At 71.5% G+C, this 23,719-nt stretch carries 23 protein-coding genes; 8 read left to right on the top strand and 15 right to left on the bottom strand.

Annotation, left to right across the window (positions count from 1 at the left end; genetic code table 11):
* Window positions 1-78 precede the first annotated feature (78 nt).
* Complete coding sequence (locus ACFQ11_RS06515) at window positions 79-516, top strand: SSI family serine proteinase inhibitor (RefSeq protein ID WP_378296954.1); 438 nt, start codon at window positions 79-81, stop codon at window positions 514-516.
* Window positions 517-540: 24 nt separating this feature from the next.
* Here ACFQ11_RS06515 and ACFQ11_RS06510 read toward each other — a convergent pair whose 3' ends face one another.
* The 11 genes from ACFQ11_RS06510 to ACFQ11_RS06460 form a co-directional block, all read right to left on the bottom strand.
* Window positions 541-1,023 carry a nucleoside deaminase gene (locus ACFQ11_RS06510; RefSeq protein WP_378296953.1) on the bottom strand — a complete coding sequence of 161 codons (483 nt, stop codon included), beginning with the start codon at window positions 1,021-1,023 and terminating at the stop codon, window positions 541-543.
* 34 nt (window positions 1,024-1,057) lie between these two features.
* On the bottom strand, window positions 1,058-2,068 hold the full coding sequence (locus ACFQ11_RS06505; RefSeq protein WP_378296952.1) for a LacI family DNA-binding transcriptional regulator: 1,011 nt from the start codon (window positions 2,066-2,068) through the stop codon (window positions 1,058-1,060).
* A 97-nt stretch (window positions 2,069-2,165) separates the two neighbouring features.
* Window positions 2,166-3,596, bottom strand: coding sequence for a GH1 family beta-glucosidase (locus ACFQ11_RS06500; RefSeq protein WP_378296951.1), 1,431 nt, complete (start codon window positions 3,594-3,596; stop codon window positions 2,166-2,168).
* The gene (locus ACFQ11_RS06495; RefSeq protein WP_378296950.1) at window positions 3,593-4,480 is read right to left on the bottom strand and encodes a carbohydrate ABC transporter permease; all 888 of its coding nucleotides are present in this window, start codon (window positions 4,478-4,480) and stop codon (window positions 3,593-3,595) included. The genes ACFQ11_RS06500 and ACFQ11_RS06495 overlap by 4 nt, the downstream gene beginning before the upstream one ends.
* The gene (locus ACFQ11_RS06490) at window positions 4,477-5,463 is read right to left on the bottom strand and encodes a carbohydrate ABC transporter permease (RefSeq protein ID WP_378296949.1); all 987 of its coding nucleotides are present in this window, start codon (window positions 5,461-5,463) and stop codon (window positions 4,477-4,479) included. The genes ACFQ11_RS06495 and ACFQ11_RS06490 overlap by 4 nt, the downstream gene beginning before the upstream one ends.
* 191 nt (window positions 5,464-5,654) lie before the next feature.
* Window positions 5,655-6,950 (bottom strand): ABC transporter substrate-binding protein, encoded by a 1,296-nt coding sequence (locus ACFQ11_RS06485; protein WP_378296948.1) that lies wholly within the window; start codon window positions 6,948-6,950, stop codon window positions 5,655-5,657.
* Between the two features lie 160 nt (window positions 6,951-7,110).
* Window positions 7,111-8,223, bottom strand: coding sequence for a LacI family DNA-binding transcriptional regulator (locus ACFQ11_RS06480; RefSeq protein ID WP_378296947.1), 1,113 nt, complete (start codon window positions 8,221-8,223; stop codon window positions 7,111-7,113).
* A 10-nt stretch (window positions 8,224-8,233) separates the two neighbouring features.
* Window positions 8,234-9,874 carry a glycoside hydrolase family 13 protein gene (locus ACFQ11_RS06475; RefSeq protein ID WP_378296946.1) on the bottom strand — a complete coding sequence of 547 codons (1,641 nt, stop codon included), beginning with the start codon at window positions 9,872-9,874 and terminating at the stop codon, window positions 8,234-8,236.
* Window positions 9,875-9,938: 64 nt separating this feature from the next.
* Window positions 9,939-10,769 (bottom strand): carbohydrate ABC transporter permease, encoded by an 831-nt coding sequence (locus ACFQ11_RS06470; RefSeq protein WP_378296945.1) that lies wholly within the window; start codon window positions 10,767-10,769, stop codon window positions 9,939-9,941.
* Window positions 10,766-11,797, bottom strand: coding sequence for a carbohydrate ABC transporter permease (locus ACFQ11_RS06465; RefSeq protein WP_378296944.1), 1,032 nt, complete (start codon window positions 11,795-11,797; stop codon window positions 10,766-10,768). Before ACFQ11_RS06465 ends, ACFQ11_RS06470 begins: the two co-directional genes overlap by 4 nt.
* 5 nt (window positions 11,798-11,802) lie before the next feature.
* Window positions 11,803-13,107 carry an ABC transporter substrate-binding protein gene (locus ACFQ11_RS06460; protein WP_378296943.1) on the bottom strand — a complete coding sequence of 435 codons (1,305 nt, stop codon included), beginning with the start codon at window positions 13,105-13,107 and terminating at the stop codon, window positions 11,803-11,805.
* Between the two features lie 211 nt (window positions 13,108-13,318).
* Here ACFQ11_RS06460 and ACFQ11_RS06455 point away from each other — a divergent pair, with 211 nt between their 5' ends.
* On the top strand, window positions 13,319-14,005 hold the full coding sequence (locus ACFQ11_RS06455; protein WP_378296942.1) for a nucleotidyltransferase domain-containing protein: 687 nt from the start codon (window positions 13,319-13,321) through the stop codon (window positions 14,003-14,005).
* 60 nt (window positions 14,006-14,065) lie between these two features.
* Here ACFQ11_RS06455 and ACFQ11_RS06450 read toward each other — a convergent pair whose 3' ends face one another.
* Window positions 14,066-14,461: a VOC family protein gene (locus ACFQ11_RS06450; RefSeq protein ID WP_378296941.1), complete on the bottom strand. Its 396-nt coding sequence runs from the start codon at window positions 14,459-14,461 to the stop codon at window positions 14,066-14,068.
* Window positions 14,462-14,655: 194 nt separating this feature from the next.
* Here ACFQ11_RS06450 and ACFQ11_RS06445 point away from each other — a divergent pair, with 194 nt between their 5' ends.
* Together ACFQ11_RS06445 and ACFQ11_RS06440 are read left to right on the top strand one after the other, a co-directional pair.
* On the top strand, window positions 14,656-15,447 hold the full coding sequence (locus tag ACFQ11_RS06445; RefSeq protein WP_378296940.1) for an SAM-dependent methyltransferase: 792 nt from the start codon (window positions 14,656-14,658) through the stop codon (window positions 15,445-15,447).
* Window positions 15,448-15,508: 61 nt separating this feature from the next.
* Window positions 15,509-16,477, top strand: a complete 969-nt coding sequence (locus ACFQ11_RS06440; RefSeq protein ID WP_378296939.1) for an alpha/beta hydrolase — start codon at window positions 15,509-15,511, stop codon at window positions 16,475-16,477.
* Window positions 16,478-16,479: 2 nt separating this feature from the next.
* Here the strand turns inward: ACFQ11_RS06440 and ACFQ11_RS06435 are convergent, their stop codons facing one another.
* On the bottom strand, window positions 16,480-17,088 hold the full coding sequence (locus tag ACFQ11_RS06435; RefSeq protein WP_378296938.1) for a TetR/AcrR family transcriptional regulator: 609 nt from the start codon (window positions 17,086-17,088) through the stop codon (window positions 16,480-16,482).
* Between the two features lie 80 nt (window positions 17,089-17,168).
* Between ACFQ11_RS06435 and ACFQ11_RS06430 the strand changes: the two genes are divergently transcribed.
* On the top strand, window positions 17,169-18,164 hold the full coding sequence (locus ACFQ11_RS06430; protein ID WP_378296937.1) for an oxygenase MpaB family protein: 996 nt from the start codon (window positions 17,169-17,171) through the stop codon (window positions 18,162-18,164).
* Window positions 18,165-18,270: 106 nt separating this feature from the next.
* On the opposite strand, the gene ACFQ11_RS06425 is transcribed toward ACFQ11_RS06430, so the two are convergent.
* Window positions 18,271-19,704: a non-reducing end alpha-L-arabinofuranosidase family hydrolase gene (locus tag ACFQ11_RS06425; RefSeq protein WP_378296936.1), complete on the bottom strand. Its 1,434-nt coding sequence runs from the start codon at window positions 19,702-19,704 to the stop codon at window positions 18,271-18,273.
* 397 nt (window positions 19,705-20,101) lie between these two features.
* Here ACFQ11_RS06425 and ACFQ11_RS06420 point away from each other — a divergent pair, with 397 nt between their 5' ends.
* Window positions 20,102-21,508, top strand: coding sequence for an endo-1,4-beta-xylanase (locus tag ACFQ11_RS06420; RefSeq protein ID WP_378296935.1), 1,407 nt, complete (start codon window positions 20,102-20,104; stop codon window positions 21,506-21,508).
* Window positions 21,509-21,590: 82 nt separating this feature from the next.
* Here ACFQ11_RS06420 and ACFQ11_RS06415 read toward each other — a convergent pair whose 3' ends face one another.
* Window positions 21,591-22,436, bottom strand: a complete 846-nt coding sequence (locus ACFQ11_RS06415; RefSeq protein ID WP_378296934.1) for a glycoside hydrolase family 26 protein — start codon at window positions 22,434-22,436, stop codon at window positions 21,591-21,593.
* 298 nt (window positions 22,437-22,734) lie between these two features.
* Between ACFQ11_RS06415 and ACFQ11_RS06410 the strand changes: the two genes are divergently transcribed.
* Together ACFQ11_RS06410 and ACFQ11_RS06405 are read left to right on the top strand one after the other, a co-directional pair.
* Entirely contained in the window at window positions 22,735-23,289 is a 555-nt protein-coding gene (locus tag ACFQ11_RS06410) for a hypothetical protein (RefSeq protein WP_378296933.1), read from the top strand.
* A complete protein-coding gene (locus ACFQ11_RS06405) occupies window positions 23,289-23,693 on the top strand; it encodes a hypothetical protein (RefSeq protein WP_378296932.1) in 405 nt (134 codons plus the stop codon). Before ACFQ11_RS06410 ends, ACFQ11_RS06405 begins: the two co-directional genes overlap by 1 nt.
* Window positions 23,694-23,719: the final 26 nt, after the last annotated feature.

Here is a 23,719-nt window from a genome sequence, read left to right as displayed (position 1 = left end):
CGCGGTTCGCGTTGCGCAAACCGGTGGGCCTGGCCTAGGTGTGAATCGACGGCGAGACGCGCACGAGGAGAAATGAGCATGCCGATGAAAAAGGCCCTCTATGTCATGCCGCTGGCGATCAGCGTGGCATCGGTTGCCGCCGTGCCCGCCGCACAGGCGCGCGAGCCCCAGGGCGTCTACCAGCTCGGCGTGACCCCGGCGAGTGCGCCGCCGGAGGAGCCCCCCGCCGCGCGGGCGACGCTGACGTGCGGCCCGGACGGCGGAACGCCCGCGCGCGCCTCGGCCGCGTGCGACCAGCTCGAACGGGCCGACGGCGACATCGCGAAGATCCCCGCCGATCCCGGCCCGTGCACGAAGGAGTTCGCGCCCGTCAAGGTCAGCGCGGACGGCATGTGGAACGGGCGGGTCCGGCGGTTCGTGCAGACGTACCCCAACCGGTGCACCGCGATCCGCGAGACCGGCGGCGTCCTGTTCAGCCTGCCGACACCCGCGCGAAAGAGCCCCGCCCGGCCGTAGGCGGGCGCGACCGCCCCTGCCGCGTCAGCCGTAGGCGCGGTCGTGCAGGGCGCGGACCTCGGCCTCCAAGACCGCGACCGGGCCCTCGACGCGGACGCCCGGCGCCACCTCCCCGGCGGGGATCGGACGCACCGGCGCCGGAGGCAGCCCGCGCTCGGCGAGCCACCCGGTGAGCTGCGCGGACGACGCGGCGTACACGATCCGGCCGAGCCCCACCCAGCCGTGCGCCGCCGCGCACATCGGGCAGTGCTCCCCGGACGTGAACACGGTCGCGGCGGCCCGCTCGCCGGGCGTCATGTGCTCGGCCGCCCAGCGGGCCAGCTCGAACTCGGGGTGCCGGGTGCGGTCCCCGCCCGCGACGCGGTTGCGGTCCTCGGCCAGCACCTCGCCCGACCCCGCGACCAGCACCGAGCCGAACGGCTCGTCGCCGTCCGCGAGGGCCTCGGCCGCCAGCTCCACGCAGCGGCGCAGATGCGACAGCTCTTCCGGGGTCGGTTCGTACGCCATGCCGACGATCTTACGCCGCGGCGGCCGGCCCGGGTCAGGCGCTCTCCCGCAGCACCAGGTGCGGCTTCAGGATGACCACCGGCTCCGCGACGGACTCGCCGCGGATCCGCGACACCAGCAGCCGCGCCATCTCCACGCCCATCTCCTCCAGCGACTGGTGGACGCTCGACAGCGGGGGATCCGCCAGCGGCGCGGCCGCCGAGTCGTCGAACCCGATCACCGCGACGTCGTCCGGGACGCGGCGGCCCGTCCGGTGCAGGACGCGCAGTGCGCCGAGCGCCATCGGGTCGTCCGCGGCGAACACCGCGTCGATCTCCGGGTCGCGGGCGAGCAGCTCCTCCGCGGCGGTGATGCCGCTCGCCTCGCCGAAGTCGCCGAACGCGACGCACTCGGGCAGCCCGGCGGCGGCGAGCGCGTCCCGGTACCCGGTGAGCCGGTCGATGCCGGCGCCCATGTCCTGCGGCCCCGCGATCGTCGCGATCCGCCGCCGGCCGCCGCTGATCAGATGCGCGACCGCCTCCCGCGCGCCGCTGCGGTTGTCGACGTCCACGTAGCTGACCGGCGACACCCCCGGCGGGCAGCCGCCGAGCACCGTCGGGACGCCCGCCGCCTCGAGCTTCGCGGGCAGCGGGTCCGCCGCGTGCAGCGACGTGAGCAGCACCCCGTCCACGTGCTGCGGCGTGAGGTAGTTCTCCAGCCGCGCGTACTCGGCGGGGGAGCGCGCCAGGGCGAGCAGGAGCTGCAGGCCCGTGTCGGCGAGCCCGTCGCCGATCCCGCGGATGATCCCCGCGAAGTACGGCTCGCCGAACAGCCGCTGGTCGGACTCGGCGACCACCAGTGCCACCGTGTCGGTGCGGCGCGTGACGAGCGTGCGGGCCGCGCGGTTCGGCACGTACCCCAGCTCGTCGATCGCCGCCAGCACGGCCGTGCGGGCCTGCGCGCTGACCCGCGGCGACCCGTTGATCACCCGGGAGACCGTGCCGCGGCCCACCCCGGCCCGCGCCGCGACCTCCTCCAGCGTGGGCCGCGTGCTCCTGCCCGCCATCCCGGCTCCCCCTCCGTCGATCTCGATCGCACGGCCGGAACCGGCCGTCCGTGCGGGTCCGGCGCGCCGGACCCGCCACTCGCGCCCCGAGGGGATGTCAGCCGGACGCCCGGCCGGCCGGCCCGCCCCGCCGGATCACGTCCGCGTACCAGCGGGCGCTCGCCTTCGGGACGCGCCGCTGCGTGGCGTAGTCCACGTGCACCAGCCCGAAGCGCTTCGAGTAGCCCCAGGCCCACTCGAAATTATCCAGCAGCGACCACGTGAAGTAGCCCCGCAGCGGCACGCCCTCGGCGATCGCGTCGCGGCAAGCCCGCAGATGCGCGTCGATGTAGGCGATGCGCCCCGCGTCTTGGACCGTGCCATCGCCGTCCGGCACCTCGTCATAGCCCGCGCCGTTCTCGGTGATGTAGAGCGGGACGGCCGGGTACTCGCGGTGCAGCCGGGTCAGCACCTCGTGCAGGCCGCGCTCGTCGATCTCCCAGCCCATCCCGGTCACCGGGCGCCCAGCCGGGACGAACCGGACGTGCTCGCTGCCGACCCACGGGGAGTGCGTCGAGAACGGCGACGACGCCGTCTGCGCCGCCTCGCCCGGCGTCCCCGCGACGGTGTGCCGCGTGTAGTAGTTGATGCCGAGCTGGTCCAGCGGCTGATGGATCGTCCGCGTGTCCTCCTCGGACGGCTCGAATCCGTGCTCGGCCGTGTCGGCGAGGACGTCCTCGGGGTAGCGGCCGAGCAGCAGCGGGTCCAGGAACAGCCGGTTCTGCAGGCCGTCGATCCGGCGGGCCGCGTCCACGTCCGCCTCGTGATCGGTCGCGGCGGAGACCGCGTACAGGTTCACGGCCGCGCCGAACCGGTTGCCCGGGCGCTCCGCCCGCATCGCCTCCACCGCGAGCCCGTGCCCGAGCAGCATGTGGTGCGCGGCGAGCAGCGACGCGGACGGCTCGCGCCGGCCGGGCGCGTGCTCCCCGGACGCGTACCCGAGGAACGCGCCGCACCACGGCTCGTTCACCGTCATCCAGTTCCGCACCCGGTCCCCGAGCGCCCCGTGGACGTGCGCGGCGTACTCGGCGAACCGGTGCGCGGTCTCCCGCTCCGGCCAGCCGCCCGCGTCCTCCAGCGGCTGCGGAAGGTCCCAGTGGTACAGCGTCGGCCACGGCTCGACGCCCGCCTCCAGCAGCGCGTCCACGAGCCGCCGGTAGAAGTCGAGCCCCTCCTGGTTGACGGCGCCCGCGCCGTCCGGCCGGACGCGGGGCCAGGAGATCGAGAACCGGTACGCGGTCAGGCCGAGATCGGCCATCAGCGCGACGTCCTCGCGGAAGCGGTGGTAGTGGTCCACGGCGACGTCGCCGGTGTCGCCGTTCAGGACCTTGCCCGGCGTCCGGCAGAACGTGTCCCAGATGGACGGGCCGCGCCCGCCCTCGGCCGCGGCGCCCTCGATCTGGAAGGCGGCGGTCGCCGCGCCCCACCGGAACCCGGCCGGGAACAGCGCGGCCTCCGCCGCACCGGTGTCGTCCTGTAGCGAGGTCACGCCTTTACCGCACCTTCCATGATTCCGCCGATGATCTGGCGGCCGAACACGATGAACACGACGAGGAGCGGCAGCACCGCCACGGTCGTCCCTGCGAACATGAGCGTGTAGTCGTCGAAGTAGGCGTTCGCCAGGTTGTTGATCGACAACTGCACGGTGGGGTTGTCCGGGGCGAGCACCGCGAGCGGCCACATGAACTCGTTCCACGTCTGCATGAACGTGAGCAGGCCGAGCACCCCGGCCGCCGGGCGCAGCGCGGGCAGCACGACCCGCCAGTAGATGCCGAACGTGGAGCAGCCGTCGACGCGCGCCGCCTCGATCAGCTCGTCCGGGATGGCCTGGGACGCGTACTGCCGCATCATGAACACGCCGAACCCGGTCACCAGGAACGGCACGATCACCGCCTGGAGCCGGTTCTGCCACCCCAGCTCCACCATGATCATGTAGAGCGGGATGATGCCCATCTGCACCGGGATCATCATCGTCGCGATGATGATCAGCAGCAGCGCGTTCTTGCCCTTGAAGCGCAGCTTGGCGAACGCGAACCCGGCCAGCGACGCGAAGAACACCGTCGACACCGTCACCACCGTGGAGGCGATCGCGGAGTTCAGCAGGCCCTGCGCGAAGTAGGCGTCGGGGTTGTCGAAGAGCCGCCCGACGTTCTCGCCGCCGTCGCCGCCGGGCACCAGCGGCGGCGGCACGGCGGAGACGACGTCGTTGCTGCGCGTCGCGACGACGATCATCCAGTAGATCGGGAACAGCGACAGCGCCACCGCGACGATCAGCGCCACGTAGGTGAGCGGGCTGGCCTCCCACAGGCCGCGCAACCGCCCGCTGGGACGGGCGTGCTTGGCGGACTGCCCGGGGCCGGCGAGGAGCGTCACTTGGTGCCTCCCGTGCGTCGCACGATCAGGAAGTTGATCAGGGAGAACACGATGATCATCATGAAGAGCGCCCAGGCGACCGCGGCGCCGTAGCCGTACCGGTCCGATCCGAAGGCGTTGTCGTACATGTACATCGTGATCGTCTGGAACTGGTGCAGCGCGCCGCCGTCCATGTTGTTCGGGGTGCGGACGCTGAACAGCACGGGCTCGGTGAAGAGCTGCAGGCCGCCGATCGTCGAGATGATCACCGTGAAGATGATCGTCGGGCGCAGCATCGGCACCGTGATCTGCCAGAACTGCCGGAGCCGGGAGGCGCCGTCGATCGCGGCGGCCTCGTACAGGTCGCGCGGGATGGACTGCATGGCGGCCAGGTAGATCAGCGCGTTGTAGCCGATCCAGCGCCAGTTGACCATCGCGGCGATCGCGACCCACGACCAGCCGCGGCTGGAGCTCCAGTCGACCGGGTCCACGCCCACCAGGCCGAGCGCCCAGTTGATCATTCCCCAGTCGGTGTCGAACATCTGGGTGAACACGATCGACACGGCGGCGGTCGAGGTGACCAGCGGGGCCACCATCCCGATCCGGAACAGCGTGGGCATCCGGATCCGCCGGTTCAGCGCGTTCGCGATGAACAGGGCGATGAGGAGCTGCGGGACCGTCGCGAGCACGAAGATACCGAGGGTGTTGACCGTCGCGTGCCAGAAGTCCGAGTCGGTCAGCAGGTAGTCGTAGTTGTCCAGGCCCACCCACTCGCGGGTGCCCGAGGCGAGCCCCCAGTCGTGCAGCGACACCCAGAGCGTGAAGCCGAGCGGGAACAGGCCGAAGATCAGGAAGACGATGTAGAACGGCGAGATGAAGGCGTAGGGGGCGGCCTTCACGTCGAGCCTGGCCAGCCGGCCCCGCCAGGTGGGGCGTGGACGGCGGCCGGAGTCGTCCGGCGCGGGCCGGGACTGTTTCCGGCCGGCGCGCAGATCGGTGGTCATGCGCCTCCTTTCGGGGGCGGCTCCGCCCGGGGCAGCGGCCGGACGGAGATTCGGGACATGAGTGAGGCGGTGGCGCCGCACGGGGAGGTGAGGCACGGCGCCACCGCCTGGCCAGTGGGTCGGGTGGTCGTCGGACGTGTGGTCGGAGGTTCGGTCGTCCGGGGTGGGACGTGGAGGTCAGCGGGCCGGGGTCACCGGGCGGACTTCTCCGCCTCCTCGACGGCCTTGTTCCACGCCTCGCCGGCCGGGACCTTGCCCTGCCCGACGCTGATCAGGACGTTCTCCACGGCCTGCCGCACGTCCTCGTTCTTCGGGCCGAGGTAGACGGGCTTGGCCTGCGCCACCATCTCGCCGAAGATCTGGCCGACCGGGGCGTCGTTGAAGTACGGGTCCTTGGCGTCCGCCACCGCCGGGTCCTTCGCCGCCTGCGGCGAGGACGGGAAGACGTTCGCGGCCTTGAACGCGCCGATCTGGCCCTCGGGCGAGGTCAGGAACTTGGCCAGCTCGGCGGCCTCCGCGGCGTGGTCGGTCTGCTTCGGCACGGCCAGCCACGAGCCGCCCCAGTAGCCGCTTCCGCCCGGCACCTTGGCGACGTCCCACTTGCCCTCGCCGTACTCACCGGAGAACTCCTTGATGCCCCCGAGCATCCAGGACGGGCACGGAACGGTGGCGAACGTGTCGCGCTTCAGCGCGGTCTGCCACGGCGGCGTGAAGATCGACATGTCGGCGGTGAGCTTGTTCTGCTCGAACTTCAGCGCCGTGTCGAACGAGGACTTCACCGCCGGGTTGGTGCCGAAGACCAGGTTGTTCTGCTTGTCGAAGTAGCTGTGGCCGGGGCCGGCGCCGGCCTCCTGCAGGACGGTCACGCGCCACACGGCCGTCGGGCCGTCCAGCCACTTGCTGCCGTCCACCTTCGACTGGAAGTCCTGGCCGACCTTCAGGTAGTCGTCCCAGGTCGGCCACAGCTCGGAGACCTCGTCGCGCTCCGTCGGCAGCCCGGCCTTCTCGAACAGGTCCGTGCGGTAGCACATGGCGAGCGCGCCGACGTCGGTGCCGAGGCCGACGAGCTGCTCGCCGTCCGGGGAGACGCCCGCCTGCCACTTCCACGACACGAAGTTCTGCTCGAGCTCCTTGCCGCCGTGGTCGAAGAGGTTGACGAACTTGTTCGCCTGCTGCATGTAGAGGGGCAGGATGCCCTCCTCCAGCATGACGACGTCGCCCGCGCCGCTTCCGGTCGCCATCCACTGCTGGATGCGCGGCTTGAAGTCGTCCAGGCTGGACACCTTGCGCTGCTTGATCGTGACGTTCGGGTGGGACGCCTCGTACTGCTTGTACAGCTCTTCGTAACCCGGCTCGCCGAAGACGTCGACGGTCAGCTCGATCTTGCCGTCGCCGCCGGAGTCGTCCCCGCCGCAGGCGACGGCGAGGCCGCCGACGAGCAACGCGGCCACCGCCGTGCTCAGTCCGCGCCGCATGCTGGCCCTCATCGCGGACCCCTTCCAGTTGTGATGTACCTCGGGTGTGGGAGCGCTCCCACGAAGCAAAGACCGTGACCCGGGTCACTGTCAATCTCCGAGACCGAACCGTTACGGGCGCGTGTCGGCGGTCATCGGGCCGTGCGCGCCGCGCAACGGCCCGACACCTGCGTCAACGTTCGGGAACGGGCCGGTGAACGGCCTCGGTGCCCGGAGGGACGGACTCCGGCGCGGGCTCGGCCGCCGGCGCCGGAACCGCCGCGCGTCGGGCCGCGGGCGCGGGCGCCGTCGAGCGGCGCACGACCAGCTCCGGCCGGTACAGCAGCTCGGTGCGCGGCGCGCGCTCACCGCCGATCTCGCCCAGCACCGTGCTCACCGCCGCCATCGACATCTCCCGCACCGACTGCCGGATCGTGGTCAGCGGCGGGTCCAGGTAGGCCGTCAGCGGCGAGTCGTCCATGCCGGTGACCGACACGTCCTCGGGCACCCGCAGGCCGCGCGCCCGCGCGGCCCGGATCGCGCCCAGCGCCATGATGTCGTTGCCGCCGCAGATCGCCGTGCAGCCCTCGTCCAGCAGCCGGGCCGCGGCGGCCTGCCCGCCCTCCACCGTGTACATGGTGTTGACGACCAGCGCGTCGACCTCCTCCGCGGACAGGCCCGTGTGCGCGGCCATCGCGCGCCGGAACCCCTCGGTCTTGCGCCGGGTGGGGACGTAGACGTCCTGCCCGATCGCCAGCCCGATCCGGCGGTGGCCCATCGCGGCCAGATGCCCCACCGCCGCCTCCATCGAGGCGACGTCGTCGTTGGAGATGAACGGCGCGTCGATGTCGCTCCGGTAGCCGTTCACCAGCACGATCGGCAGCGCCTTCTCCAGCAGCCGCGCGTACCGCGCCCGGTCGGAGTTGGCGTTGGCGTGCAGGCCGTTGACGAAGATGATCCCGGCGACGCCGCGCTCCAGCAGCATCTCGATGTAGTCGTCCTCGGCGACGCCGCCCGGCGCCTGCGAGCACAGCACCGCCATGTACCCGTGCCGGGCCAGCGCGCTCTCGATGACCTCGGCGAACGCCGGGAAGATCGGGTTGGTCAGCTCCGGGATGATCAGCCCGATCAGCCCGGCCCGGTGCTGGCGCAGCCGGGCCGGGCGCTCGTAGCCGAGCACGTCCAGCGCGGTCAGCACCGCCTGGCGCGTGGCCGGGGACACGCCCGGCTTGCCGTTCAGCACCCGGCTCACCGTCGCCTCGCTCACTCCGGCATGGGCCGCGATGTCAGCCAGGCGTGTCGTCATGGGTTTCAAGTTAGCGCCGTTCCTCGAGGTCCCACCACAGGGCGGTGTCCGGCGGCAGTTCCGTGCCTTCGTCGCCGATCCGGACCGGGCCGCTCGCCAGCAGCGGGGTGCCCCGGACGGGGACGCGGACCGTGCGGCCGGACGTGTTGACCGCGCAGCCGAACGAGCGCCCGCCCTCGGGGGCGTCCCGGACGAACGACAGCGTGCCGGCGGGGCCGTCGAGCCAGCGGAGGCGGCCGTCGCCGAGCGCCGGGTGCTCGCGGCGGACGCGCAGCGCGTCCCGGTAGAGCGCGAGCATCGAGTCCGGATCGGCCTCCTGCGCGGCGACGGTGAGGGAGCGCCAGGACGGCGGGATCGGCAGCCACGAGGACGAACCGGCGCCGAAGCCGAACGGGGGCTCGTCCCCGTCCCACGGCATCGGCACCCGGCAGCCGTCCCGGCCCTGGCCCTCGCCGCGCAGCCGCTGCGGGTCCTGGAGGAACTCCTCCGGCAGGTCGAGCACCTCGGGGAGTCCCAGCTCCTCGCCCTGGTAGACGTACGCCGAGCCGGGCAGCGCGAGCGTCAGCAGCGCCGCCGCCCGGGCCCGGCGGAGCCCGGTCTCGCCGCCGCCGTACCGGGTGACGTGCCGCTTCACGTCGTGGTTCGACAGCACCCAGGTCGCGGGGGCGCCGACGGCCCCGGCGGTGCGCAGCGACTCGTCCACGACCTCCCGCATCGCGGCCGCGTCCCACGGGGCCGTCAGGTAGTGGAAGTTGAACGCCTGGTGGAGTTCGTCCGGACGGGTGTAGGCGGCGAGGCGCTCGGGGGTCGGGGCCCACGCCTCGGCGACCGCGATGCGCTCGCCGTCGTAGGAGTCGAGCAGCCGCCGCCACGCGCGGTGGATGTCGTGCACCGGGTCCTGGTCGAAGTACGGCAGGACGGCCGTGCCGAGCATCTCGACCTGGTTCGGGTGGCCGACGTCGGGCAGCCCGGGGGCCTTCGCCATGCCGTGCGCGACGTCGATGCGGAAGCCGTCCACGCCGAGGTCCAGCCAGAACTTCAGGATGTCCGCGAACTCCGCGTGGACCTCGGGGTTCTCCCAGTTCAGGTCGGGCTGCTCGGACGCGAACAGGTGCAGGTACCACTGCCCGTCGGGGACCCGCGTCCACGCGGGGCCGCCGAACACCGACTCCCAGTCGTTGGGCGGCTCGGCGCCGTCCGGGCCGCGGCCGTCCCGGAAGACGTACCGGTCCCGCTCGGGCGAGCCGGGCGCGGCGTCGAGGGCCGCCCGGAACCAGGCGTGCCGGTCGGAGGTGTGGTTCGGCACGACGTCGACGATGATCCGCAGGCCGTGCGCGTGCGCGTCGGCGATCAGCGCGCGGGCGTCGTCGAGGGTGCCGAACAGCGGGTCGACGTCGCGGTAGTCGGCGACGTCGTAGCCGAAGTCGGCCATGGGGGAGACGTAGAACGGGGTCAGCCACAGCGCGTCCACGCCGAGCGCGGACAGGTAGGGCAGCCGTTCCCGGACGCCCGGGAGGTCGCCGACGCCGTCGCCGTCCGCGTCGGCGAAGCTGCGCACGTACACCTGGTAGATGACGGCGTTCCGCCACCAGCGTGCGGTGTTCTCGGCGCCGTCCCGGGGCGCGGGGACGGCGAGGGTGTCCTGCGTCATGAACGTCCTTCGTGTCGGGAGCGAGATCGGGTCGTCGCCCGGCCGTCCGTCGTCCGGCCGGTTTTCACTTGACGCCGCCGGCGGTGAGCCCGGCGACGATCCGGCGCTGGAAGACCAGCACCACGACGATCAGCGGGACGGTCACGATGACGCCCGCCGCCATCTGGGTGCCGAACGGCTGGTCGAAACCGGACACGCCGGTGAACTTCGAGATCGCCACGGTCGCGGTCTGCATGTCCTTCTCGTTCACCATCGACAGCGCGATGAGGAATTCGTTCCACGCGGCGATGAACGTCAGGATCGCCGTGGTGAACACCCCGGGCGCCGCCAGCGGGACGATGATCTTACGGAACGCCTGGCCGCGCGTGCAGCCGTCCACCATGGCCGCCTGCTCCAGCTCGAACGGGAGCTGCCGGAAGAAGGCGTTCAGCAGCCAGATCGACAGCGGCAGCGCGAACCCGAGGCTCGGCACGATCATCGCCTGGTAGGTGTTGATCCAACCGATGTCGGTGAACAGTTTCAGCAACGGAACGAGCTGGGAGATTCCTGGAAACATCGTCGTCGCGATGATGAGCCCGAGCAGCGCGTTCTTGAACCGGAAACGCAGCCGGGCCAGCGCGTACGCGGTGAGCACGCCGACGGTCAGGGTGAGCACGGTGGTGCAGCCGGCCACGATGACGCTGTTGAGCAGCGCCCGGCCGAACCCGTTGTCGCCGCGGAACACCGCGGTGAAGTTCTCCAGCGACCACCGTACCGGGACGACCGAGTTGTCGAACTGGTCCTGCGGGCGGCGGAAGGCCGAGATCGTCATCCAGTAGAACGGCGCGAGGCAGTAGACGGCCACGGCCGCGACGCCGAGGTAGGACAGGACCCGCCGGGTCCGGGAGCCGGTCACGAGGCCACCGCCTTCCGCTTCGGGCCCCGCTTCCGGCGTCCGGCCCGTTTCGCCTGCTCGCGGGCCTCGCCGATGATGTCGGCGCCGAGCAGCTTCACGAACAGGTACGCGATCAGGGCGATGTAGACGAACAGGATCGTCGCGTACGCCGCCGCCGAGCCGTACCGCAGGTTGGACGCCTCGAACCAGGCGATCATCGTCAGCGTCTCCACCGAGTCCTGGTTGACGCCGATGAGGACGGCCGGGAGGTCGAACATGCGCAGCACGTCCAGCATCCGGAACAGCACCGCGACCAGCAGCGCCGGCTTCACCAGCGGGAGCGTGATGCTCCGGAACCGCTGCCACGCGCTCGCGCCGTCCACGCGGGCCGCCTCGTAGACGTCCTTGGGGATCATCTGCAGGCCCGCGAGCACCAGCAGCCCGATGAACGGCGACGTCTTCCACACCTCCGCGATGATCACCGCGAGCTTGGCGGGGAGACCGTCGGCGGTCCACAGGATCTGCTGCCGCAGGACCGCGTTCGCGGCGCCGTCCGCCTGGAAGATCCACCGCCACAGCAGGCCGGAGATCGCGGTCGGGACCGCCCACGGCACCAGGATGCTCGCCCGGACCAACGCGCGCCCGCGGAACGCCTGGTGCATGATCAGCGCCATCCCGACGCCGATGACGGTCTCCAGGATCACGGTCGTGAACGTGAAGAACGTCGTGTTGCCGAACGCGTTCCAGAACGCGCCGGCCGCGTCGCCGCTGAAGACCGCGGTGTAGTTGTCGAGGCCGACGAACCGCGTCCCCTCGACGACGAACCCCTGTTCGTCCAGGCCCTCGCCGCGCGCGTACAGCGACTCGCGGAACCCGGCCAGCACCGGGTAGCCGATGACCAGGGCCAGCACGAGCAGGGTGGGGGACAGCAGCAGCGCGGCGAGCCGCCGCTCGCCCCGCGCGGCTCCGCCGCCGCGTGCCTTGCGGGTGCGCGGCGGCGCCGCCGCGGCGTTCGCCGCGGCGGGCCGCTCGTCGTGCGTCGTCGCCATGCGGGTCACTGCCGGGCGGTGAGGGTCTCGAGCCTGCCCTGCAGGTCGGCGAGGGCCTTGTCGACCGGGGCGTCACCGGTGACGGCCGAGTACCCGGCCTCCTGGATCGCGGCCGTCACGTCGCCGTACTTCACCGCGACGGGACGCGGCGTGGCGTTCTCGATCGCGGCCTTCAGCACCGGCAGGTACGGCAGCTTCTCCACCAGTTCCGGGTCGTCGTAGAGCGCGGCGATGGTCGGGGCCTTCGAGGTGGCCAGCAGGTTGTCGCGCTGCGCCTGCACCCCGGTGAGGTAGCGGATGAAGTCGAGGCCGGTCGCCTTGTTCTTCGCGAACGCGGAGATCGCGAGGTTGTGCCCGCCGAGGTTGGAGACGCCGGGGCCGTCCGGGCCGGGCAGCGGCGCGACGGCGAACTTCCCGGCGACCTCCGACGACCCGTCGTCCTGGTTGGCCAGCGCGTACTGGTACGGCCACTGCCGCTGGAACACCAGCTTGCCGTCCTGGAAGTAGCGGCGCCCGCCCTCGGTGTCGAGCGTGATCGCCGACTTCGGCATCCGGCCGTCCGCGTGGGCCTTCACCAGGAACTCCAGGCCCTGCTTCGCCTGCGGGGTGTTCACCGCCGGCTCGCCGTCCGGGCCGATGATCGCGCCGCCCGCGCTGCCGATGGCCTCCACCATCGAGATCGTCATGCTCTCGCTCTTGTTGACCTCGGTGAAGAAGCAGTCGATGTCCTTCGCCTCGTCGAGGTCCTTGACCTTCTCGCAGGCGTCCCACATCTGCCGGTAGGTCTTCGGCGGCTCGGCGATCCCGGCCTTGTCCAGCAGGTCCTTGCGGTAGTACAGCATCCCGGCGTCGGACGTGGACGGCACGGCGTACAGCCGGTCGCGGTACCGGGCCGTCTCGATCGTGGCGGGCAGCATCTTCGACAGGTCGACCCTGTCCTCGGGGAGCTCGGTCAGCCACCGGTTGGCGGCGAACTCCGCCGTCCAGACGACGTCGAGGTTGAGCACCGTGTAGGCGTCCGACTTCGTCGTCGCGTTCTGGATCATCTGCTGCCGCTGCTCGTTCGGCTCGTCCGGCAGCTCGATGATCCGCACCTTCTCGTCCGGGTGCTCGGCGTTCCAGCCGTCCACCTGCTTCTGCAGGTTGCCGGAGCGGTCCTTGCCGGTGACGAACGTGATCGGGCCGCGGCCCTGCAGGCCGTCCGCCGACGTGCCGGACGATCCGTCGCCGTCGTCACCGCCGCAGCCGGCCAGCGAGAGCGCGAGGACGGCGCCGACGACCGCGCCGCCGACCCGGGGGATGCGCCGCATGGGGTCCTCCATTCGCGAGACGGGCCGTGCCGGCCGCCGTCCCGCCGTTCCGTGGATGGGGGGTGGTTGATCGGGGACATTAGCAACGGGTTTCAAGGTCGTAAACAGCTTGCAGAAATTTTCAGCAAGCTCGTGTCCGATCTGTAACCCTCTTGCAGGCGGCCCCGGAAACCGGTCGACGCGGCGCACCCGTTGCGCCAGGCTGCGTTCGGTGAGCACCGACCTGCGGCTCGTCCGCGACCACACGATCCTGTCCGTCGTGGCCGGCTCGCGCGCCTACGGCCTCGCCACCGGCGCCAGCGACGTCGACCGGCGCGGCGTGTTCGTCGCGCCCGCGCCGCTGTACTGGCGTTTCGACAAGCCGCCCACCCACTTGGACGGTCCCCTGCCCGAGCAGTTCTCGTGGGAGCTCGAACGGTTCTGCGAGCTGGCGCTGGCCGCGAACCCGACCGTCCTGGAGTGCCTCTGGTCCCCGCTCGTCGAGCGCGTCACCCCCATCGGCGAGGAGCTCCTGGCCGTCCGCCCGGCGTTCCTGTCCCGCCGGGCGCACCACACCTTCCTGCGCTACGCCGACAGTCAGTTCCGCAAGTTGCAAGCCGGCTTGCGCAAGGACGGCGAACCCAACTGGAAGCACGTGATGCACATGCTGCGCCTCCTGCACAGCGGCCTGCACCTCGTCCGCACCGGCGAGCCGCTCGTCGACGTCAGCGACCTGCGCGACCGCTTCCTCGCCGTCAAACGCGGCGAAACGCCGTGGGACGAGATCGACGCGTGGCGCGCCGAACTGACCTCGCACATGACGACCGCCCTCGACGCGAGCCCGCTGCCCGACCACCCCGACCGCGACCGCGTCGAACGACTCCTCGTGTCCGTCCGCCGCCGGAGCCTCGAATGGTGAACCTCCTCGACGGCCTGCTCGACCGCTGCACCGCCGAGCACCCCTGCCCCCGCGCGTTCCTCAGCGAAGCTCGCCGGTGATGATCCACAGGTGGCCGAACGGATCGCGGATGCGGCCCGAGCGCTTCCCGTAGGGCCGGTTCTCGATCGGCACGACCGTCTCGGCGCCGCGGGCGAGCATGCGCTCGCCGATTGCATCGGGGTCATCGACCTCGATCTCGAGGAGCACCGCGGAGCCGCCGAGATCACCGGGCGAGAGCCACCCCCACGCGGAGACGGCCGGGGAGAGCCGGAAGGACGAGTCGCCGATGCGGTGATCGATCATGGTGGGGCGGCCATCGTCGCCCGGGGGAGCCCGGAACACCTCCTCGGCGCCGAGGACGTCCCGGTAGAACGCCGAAGCGCGGACGGGGTCGGCCACGATGAGCCGAGGAGCGAATCCAATATCCGAAGCCATGCACCTCATCGTGGAACCAGGGCGCGGCACGGTCTTGGACATTCGGCACCTCCCGATCCGGCCGCCGAAGACTCCGCCCGGGCACGGGCGGGGGCTATACCACAGTTGAACCTTCCAGTGGGGTTGCGACACCACCGGGCCGGGGATCTTCCTTCGCGGGCGGCGGGGAGGTGCCGTCCCCGAAGGGAGCCGTCATGACCGTGGCCAGCCCGTCCTGGGCCGACCTGCGCGAGCCCGCCGACGCCGCCGCCCGGGCCGGCTCGCTGCTCGACGTCCTGCGCGCCGAACTGCCGCCGGACCGTCCCGTCACCGTGTGGAACGCGTCCTGCGGGGACGGCGCCCTCGCCCGGTGGCTCGCGCCCCGCCTGCACGGACCGCAGCACTGGATCCTGCAGGACTCCGATCCCGCCGCGCTCGCCCGCGCCGCCGGACGGGCGTACGCGTCCGCCGACGGGGTTCCCGCGACCGTCGAGACCCGCGCGGGTGAGCTCGCCGATCTGCGCGCGGCCGATGTCGTGGGCGCGTCCGTCCTCGCGGCGTGCCACCTGCTGCACCGGCTCACCGCCGCCGAGGCCGACGCCCTCGCCGCCGCCGCGTGCCGGCCCGCGCTGTTCACCCTCACCCCGGTCGGCCGCGTCCGGCTCGACCCCGCCGACCCCCTGGACGTCGAGTTCGCCGCCGCGGCCGACGCCCACCGCCGCCGCGGCGGCCTCCTCGGGACGGACGCCGTGTTCACCGCCGCCGACGCGTTCGCCCGCCGCGGCGCGGCCGTCCACACCCGGCCCAGCCCGTGGCGGCTGGGGCCCGCCCGTTCCGTCCTGATCGCCCGGTGGCTCCGCGACTGGGTCGCCGACGCCGTCGAGCAGCGCCCGTCCCTCGGCGCCGACGCCACCTCCTACCTGCGCCGACGCCTCGCAGACTGCGCCGGCGGCGACCTGACCGTGGAGATCCGCCACCTCGACCTGCTGGCGATCCCCGCCCGGTGACCCGCTTGTAACCAAGCACTTGCGCAGATAGCCTGCCGCCGGCGACCGGCGGGAGGTTCGGATGGCGATCGCACCGGTGGTGGAGGAACGGCCCGGCTGCGGGCGCGGCGCGCGGCTGCTCGGCGCGCTGATGCGCCGGTTCGTGCGGCCGCTCGTCGCCCGGCTGCCCTGGACGCCGTTCACCCTCCGCCTCGCGGGCGTGATCGAGTTCGCGGGCGCCCTGCTGGCGGCGCCGCGCGGCACCAGGACCGTCCCGGTGCGGGGCCTCGGCTGCGCGGCCGAAGAGGTCCGGGGCCGCGGCGTGCCCGCCGACCCGCGGCGCGCGATCCTGTACTTCCACGGCGGCGGGTTCGTCGCCTGCGGCCTGCGCACCCACCGCCGGATGGTCGCCCGCATCTCGCAGGCGGCCGGCATGCCGGTCCTCTCGGTCGCCTACCGCATGCCCCCGAAGGTCCCGATCGCGACGACGATCCGCGACTGCACGGACGCCTACCGGTGGCTGCTCGACCGCGGCGTCGAGCCCGGCAACATCGTCCTCGCGGGCGACTCGGCGGGCGGCCACCTCGCGTTCGCCGCCGCCCTGCACGCCCGCCGCGACGGGCTGCCCCGCCCGGCCGGGATCGCCGGCCTGTCGCCGTTCCTCGACCTGGACGCCGAAGCCCGGATCGCGCACGCCAACGAGCCGCTCGACCCGTTCATCCCCGCGCGCCGCCTGGGCGACCTGGTGCGCACCGTCTTCCCGGGCGTCGCGCCCGACGACCCGCTGCTGTGCCCGCTGCACGCCGACCTCCGCGAGCTGCCGCCCGTCCTGATCCAGGTCGGCTCCATCGAGGTGCTGTGCAGCGACGCCGAACTGATGGCCGAGCGCCTCGGCGCCGCCGGCGTCCCCTGCACGCTGCAGATCTGGGAGGGGCAGGTGCACGTCTTCCAGGTCTTCGCCGACCTCTCCCGCGAGGGCCTCGCCGCCATCGCCGAGGTCGGCCGCTTCGCCCGCGGCGTCACCTCCCGGCAGGCCGCCCGCGCCGCGTGACGTCAGCGCGCGAGGCGCTCGGCGGCCTTCGCGTGCAGGGCCGTCGCCAGCTCGACGGCCGCGTCGACGACCGTGTCGAGGTCGTCGCCGAGCCGTCCGTCCGCCCACTGCCTCGCCAGCTCGATCATCGCGCCGGTGAACATGGTCGCGGCGATCAGCACCGTGGGGTCGTCGCGCGGGCCCATCGCCACGAGGCCGTCCAGCAGCGCGGTCTCCGCCGCCCGGCGGCGCGCGGCCAGCGCGTCGTTGCCCGGCGCCTCGGCGAACAGGACGCGCCCCCGCCGCGGGTCGTCGCTGATGAACCGGAGGACGTCCCGGACGCCCGCGCGGGTGCGGGCCTCCGCGTCCGGCCCCGCCTCCTCCAGTGCGCGCGCCAGCACGTCGCCGAGCGCCTCGGCCTGCCGGTCGTAGACGGCGGCGAGCAGCTCGCCGGTGTCGGCGAAGTTCTCGTAGAAGTACCGCGTGTGGAGCTCGGCCTCCCGGCACACCGCGCGGACGCTCAGCCCCGCCTCGCCCTCCGCCCCGAACAGGACGAACGCGGCCCGCACGAGCATGTCGCGGCGCTCGTCCCGGCGCCGGGACGCGGGAACCCCCGCCCACCGGGTCGTCATGGCGGCACGTTACCAAGTCTGGACACGGGCGTAACCGGACACTTATTCTGGCTACAGTCGTATCCAGAATGGAGCCCGGCATGCCGAGCAACCCCATCGCCGCCAAGTTCGAGCGGGCGTTCGACGCCGACATCCGCGCGAAGTTCTTCAAGGGCCTCGACTTCGCCGGCCCGGAAGGGGACCCCGGCTGGTTCGGTCCCGGCAGCGCCGTCTGGTACGTGCACTCGCACCTGCCCGCGCTCGTCCTCGGCCTGGTCGGCGCCGCCTACATCGAGGGCCTCGACCCGAGCATCTCGTGGATGGCCTACGACCACTCGCGCATCCCCGAACGGGACGAGCACGGCGTCCCCACCGGGAACGTCGACGTCCACGGCGCGACCGTCCGGCTCGGCCACTCCGTCTCGTTCTTCATCGGGACCGCCTACGGCTCGACCGCGACGGCCGAACGCCTCGCCCGCACCGTCCGCGCCATGCACCACACCGTCAAGGGCACCCGCCCCGACGGGCTTCCCTACGACGCCGACGACCCCGAGTGGCTCCGGTGGAACTACGCCACCGTCGTCTGGGGCCTCGCGACGGCCCACGAGCGCTACCACCGCCGCCCCCTGCGGGACATCGACCGCTACTACCGCGAGTTCGTCCGCGTCGGCGAGGCCCTCGGCGGCACCGACCTGCCCGCGACCAAGGCCGAGACGGCCGAATGCCTCGAGTCGTACCTCCCGCGCCTCGCCGTCACCCCGATCAAGGCGTTCGGCACCGGCCCCAACCTGCGCGACAGCGAGGCCAAGCCGTGGGAGCCGGGCAGCCCGTTCATGGACTGGGCCGCCCGCGACATGCTCCCCGGGTGGGCGCAGAAGCTCGTCCTGTACCGGCCCCCGAACCCGCTCGTCCTCCGCGCGCGCCGCGCCGCCCTGTGGACCGCGCTCAACGGCCTCCACGAGGCCACCGGCCCCATCCGCGAGTACCGCGAGGCCGAGTCCCGCGTCGCGAAGGGCGCCTGGGCGCCCGTCGAGTCGACCGCCCCCACCGCGCCGGACCCCGTCCTCAGCCGGGAGGAGGTCGAGGCGATGGCGTGAGACACCGTCCGGGGTGGACCGCGCGAGATGGTGACGTGGGCGGGCTCGGCCCTCTGCCGAGCCCGCCACGCCGGGTCCGCACCGGAGCCGGACCCGTGTCGCCCCGTCAGCGCTGCAGTGTCAGCAGACCCGGCCGGTAAGGCAGGAGGCCGTAGTCGGTGCCGTCGGAGCCGGGGTCGCGCCCCTGGTAGAGCAGTTGCAGGTTGCAAGGATCGACGGTGAAGGTCTGGTCGGCGCCGGCGCGGATCAGTTCGCCGTGGCTGATGTCGTCGGTCCAGGTGGCGCCGCTGTTGACCTTGCCGGCGAACGGGTTGCCCTCGCTCGCGGCCTGCGGTGTCCACGAACCGTCCAGGCTGCCGGCCGTGAACGAGCGGAAGTAGCGATCACCCTGCGAGCCGATCGCCTCGACGAGCATGAGGTAGCGGTTCTGGTCCTGGAGCTTGTAGACCTGCACGCCTTCGAACAGGTTGTTCGGCGTATCGCTCATGACCACCGTCGAGGTCGCGCCGAAACTGCCCGGGAAGTTCCCGATCGGCATTTCGGCCCGGTAGATCTTGCCGTTGTCGCCGGCGAAGAAAAGGTACATGTTCGCGTCGTCACCGATGAGCGTCTGGTCGATGGGGCCCGTTCCGGAGCCGGTGATGCTTCCGGAGAAGAGCACCTGCTCCGATGACCAGCCGTTCGGGTCGGCGGGGTTGTTCGACGTCCGGTAGGAGAAGGCGGTCCGACCCCACTGGTAGGCGAGCACCCATATGTTCTTCGGTGCGAAGTAGAACAGCGTGGGCGCGACGGTGGAATTCGACATCCCGTTCTGGCCGGCGGACGCCATCTCGGACCAGTTGGAGAACAGGTTGAAGTTCATCGACCCCCACCTCGTCCCGTAGTCATGCGTCGTCGCATAGACGAGATGCCTGCCGTTGTAGGGGGCGACGGTGAAGTCCTTGAGCGCCACCCACCCCGACCTGGGCTGCGCCAGCGGGCCGGTCGACGTCCAGCGGTATGTCGACGGAAGGGCGCACGACGGACCCCCGGGGTCGTCACCGACCTCGACGAGCCGCCACTGCTGGTTGGCGCCGCCCCAGTCGTCGTACTGGACGATGTTCGCGTTGTCGGCGGTGGAGCCGCCCTGTACCTCGAGGGCCTTGCCGCTGTGGCGCGAGATGAACCTGACGTGGCCTCCCGGGCTCTCGGCCAGCCGCCACTGCTGGTTGGTGCCGTTCAGGTCGGACCACTGGACGATCGAGCCGCCGTTGGCGGTCGACCAGTTGTAGACGTCCAGGACCTTTCCGGAGTGGCGGGACTTGATCCGGTAGTACCCGCCGCCGGAATCGACGAATTGCCACTGCTGCTGGTTCTGATCGTTCCTGGTCCACTGGGTGATGCGGGCGCCGTCGCCGGTCGCACGGTTGTAGACGTCCAGGGCCTTGCCGCTGTTGCGGTTGACCAGGACGTACCACTTGTTCACGTCCACTGTCGCGGCTTGAGCGGTCTGTACGTTCGTCACGGACAGGAGCACCGACAGCAGGAACGATGCAAGCACTGCACCGGTCCTCAACATGAGCTACTTCCTTTCGTCCGATAGGACTGTTACCGCTAACATTCCTGTCGTGCGAGGACCTTCTCTCCATTGGGGATGGCGGGAGGGTGGTGGTGGCCGGAGTAAATACGAGGTGGAGCGACACGGTCAAGGACCCCGAACCTACGAAAAGTTTCGGGAGCGATCCACCTGCTAGATCGGGCATGCAAACCTGGTAGCCCAAGGTCCGCCATGAAAGTTTCTGAAACTATTGACGGGACCCGCGAGGGCTCACACACTGAGTCCGCGACGCCCTGGGTGGTGAGTGCGTTCCCGTGCCGGAGCGCGGCGTCTGGTGCACGGCTGTGTCCGTGCTTCCAAACCGTCGTTCGTTCATGGAGGAACAGACGTGCGTATCGCCATGCCCAGATCTGGAATCCGCAGGCGGGCCCTCGTCGCCGGCGCTCTCGGGGTGCTCGCCTCGTCCGCCGCGCTGGCGGCACCGGCTCCGTCCGCCGCCGCCGCGGAGAGCACGCTGGGGGCCGCGGCGGCGCAGAGCGGCCGTTACTTCGGCACCGCCATCGCCTCGGGGAAGCTCAACGACCCGGTGTACACCACGATCGCGAACCGCGAGTTCAACTCGGTGACCGCCGAGAACGAGATGAAGATCGACGCCACCGAACCCCAGCGGGGCCGGTTCGACTTCACCGCCGCCGACCGCGTCTACAACTGGGCGGTCCAGAACGGCAAGGAGGTGCGCGGCCACACGCTGGCCTGGCACTCCCAGCAGCCCGGCTGGATGCAGAACCTCAGCGGCGGCGCGCTGCGCCAGGCGATGATCGACCACATCAACGGCGTCATGGCCCACTACAAGGGCAAGATCGTCCAGTGGGACGTCGTCAACGAGGCGTTCGAGGACGGCGACTCGGGAGCCCGCCGCAACTCCAACCTCCAGCGCACCGGCAACGACTGGATCGAGGTCGCCTTCCGCACCGCGCGCGCCGCCGACCCGGCCGCCAAGCTCTGCTACAACGACTACAACATCGAGAACTGGAACTGGGCCAAGACCCAGGCCGTGTACGCGATGGTCCGCGACTTCAAGCAGCGCGGCGTGCCCATCGACTGCGTGGGCTTCCAGTCCCACTTCAACAGCGGCAGCCCGTACAACGGCAACTTCCGCACCACGCTGCGGAGCTTCGCCGCCCTCGGCGTCGACGTGGCCATCACCGAGCTGGACATCCAGGGCGCCTCGCCGACGACCTACGCCAACGTGGTCAACGACTGCCTGGCGGTCGAGCGCTGCGTCGGCATCACGGTCTGGGGTGTGCGCGACACCGACTCCTGGCGCTCGGAGCAGACTCCGCTGCTGTTCGACGGCGGCGGCAACAAGAAGCCCGCCTACACCTCGGTCCTCAACGCCCTCAACGGCGGCACCGATCCGGGACCCGAGCCCGGCTCGGGAACGATCAGGGGCGTCGAATCAGGCCGTTGCCTGGACGTGCCCAACGCGAGTACCACCGACGGCACCGGGCTCCAGCTCTGGGACTGCCACGGCGGCACCAACCAGCAGTGGACCTTCACCGACGCGGGCGAGCTCAGGGTCTACGGCGACAAGTGCCTGGACGCCGCCGGCACCGGCAACGCCGCCCGAGTCCAGATCTACGGCTGCTGGGGCGGCGACAACCAGAAGTGGCGCCTCAACTCAGACGGGTCCATCGTCGGCGTGCAGTCCGGCCTCTGCCTGGACGCCGCCGGCTCCGGCAACGGCACCCCGATCCAGCTCTACTCCTGCTGGGGCGGCGCCAACCAGCGCTGGACCCGCACCTGACCACGGGGTGGAGCCGGGTCCGCCCGGCTCCACCCCCCGCCCGCGACGCCGGCGAACCCCTGGACTCCCCGCCGGCCGGCCGTCAGAGGACGAACCGCGCGGGGTCGAAGTGGTACCTGCGGGAAGCGCGCCGCGCCGCGGCGATCCACGCGGGCTCGTCGCCGGGCGTGGGTGTCGAGATCGGGCCGGCGGTGTCGAACCAGCACGCGAACGCGCACCGGGTGTGCGTCCCGCCCGCCGCGGTCGAGGTCAGGTACGCGATCTGATCGTTCATCCACGACACGTGCCGCGTCCCCCGGTCGCCGTAGCCGATCTCGGGGACGCACCACGGGACGCCGCGCGCCCGGGCGAACGCGACCGCCGGGCCCCACAGCGAGCCCTTCGAGCCGACGTGGGAGTAGCCGTCCGCGCCGTAGCAGTCGACCAGCCCGTCCCCGGGCCACATGTCCGCGTACGTGCGCCCCTTCGCCGGGTTCGTCCCGGCCCACGTCGTGACGATCTGCACCGTGTACAGCCGCGGCCACCCGTCGTCCTGCACCCGCTTGGCCAGCCGGCAGAACCGCCGGAACCCCGCCCGGTAGGTGGACAGCGAGAACGTGCCGTTCTTCAGTTTCACGTCTGGTTCGTGCCATATCGTCACGAATGCGACGTGGCTTTTGGGGATGCTGCGCAGGAAGTCGAGAATCCGTTCGTCCAGTCTTCCGGACGCCACGGCCCTCATGTCCGGTTTCCCCGACCAGCAGCTCGCGCGCTTCCCGACGTCGGCACCGGCGTTCGAGGCCGCCCACGACCTCGGAACGCCGTCGCGGGGCCGCTGGTAGACGCGGCGGATCGTCAGCGGCCCGTACCGTGCGTCCATTCGCGGATAGTCGGAGCCGGCAAGGTCGTCGCCCGCCGCACCCCACAGGATCGCGTCGCGCTTTTCCATCGTCGCACCGCCTCGGTAGCCGCCTGGTGGAAGGAATACCCATCCCGGACGACAATGCAGACATCCGCCCAACAGGTGCGTGGTAGATCTTTTCGCTCGTCCGGCGAAAAGGGGCATAGCGACGCACACGGAAAATAGTCACCCGGTGACTTCGATTTCCGGATCTCTATAGAACCTTCCAAAGAAAAACGGACTCTAGATTCATCGCTTCTGTTTAATACTCATCCGCCCCTTGTGTCACACCGATTTGGCGAAGAAGGGCTGCCCAGAATGGGGCGCGCAAGATACGGTGTCGCGCATGCGAGCCAAACTCCTCTGCGCGGCCTTCGCCGCCGCGTTCATCGGCACGACCGGCACGGCCACGGCACACGCCGCGCCTCCAGCGGACGACCGGTCGGCGTGGGCCGCCGCCCCGCATCAGCCGGTGAGCCGCGTGCAGGTGCAGGCGGCTCCGCCGTGGGGGGCCTGCGGCCGGAGCACCGACCCGCAGAAGCTGGTGCGGCTGTTCACCAAGAACCGCGTCGTCGACTTCGCTCTGCGCTGCGGCGGCCCGAAGTACAGCTCCTCCCCGACCTGGGGTTACCGGCACATCCTCTGGCGCCACAAGGGCGACTTCGAACGCATGGCGGCCGGCACGTACCAGAACTGGCGGGACATCGCCGACCTCGCGATGAGCCACAACACCTCCGATCCCGACCGGTGGAAGCACAGCGGCGGAAAGTCCTGCTATTCGCGGGTGCTGTATCTCAAGAACATCCGCACGAACAAGGTCGTGCGCAAGCAGATCTTCAAGATGATCGTCTCCAGCAGCAACAACATCATCACCAGCTACCCGACCGGGACGCACTGCTGATGGACGCGGCCGCCGGTCTCGTCGCCCGGCTCCGCCGCCTCGGATACACGGTCGCCGGGACGGCGCCCGGCGTCTACGAGGTGACCGCCCGCGCCGGGCGGCCGCTCCACCGGCGGCCACGCCTGTTCCTCCCGGACGACGTCCTGGCGGAGTACGTCACCGCCCTGCGGCACGACGCCGACGACGCGGGACTCGCCCCGCTGGACCTGATCGAGACCCACATCGAGGAAGAGTTGGACTCCGTCGACCCCGAAGGCCGCAACCGCACCACGGCCCTCGGAGTCCGACGCGACCACGCCGGCCGACCCGAATGGTTCGTCACCCAGGACCCCCGTCCGCCGTCGCCGGAGGCAGGCCCCGGCCACCGCTGGGACGCCGGCGGGCCGGACGACGGGCCACCGTGACGACCGCGCTCGGTGAACACCGATAC

The sequence above is a fragment of the Actinomadura sediminis genome (assembly GCF_042675525.1).
Classification (GTDB): Bacteria; Actinomycetota; Actinomycetes; order Streptosporangiales; family Streptosporangiaceae; genus Spirillospora; species Spirillospora sediminis.
The sequence above is the reverse complement of the archived record's forward strand: the minus strand, read 5'-3'. Positions and strand labels throughout refer to the sequence as shown.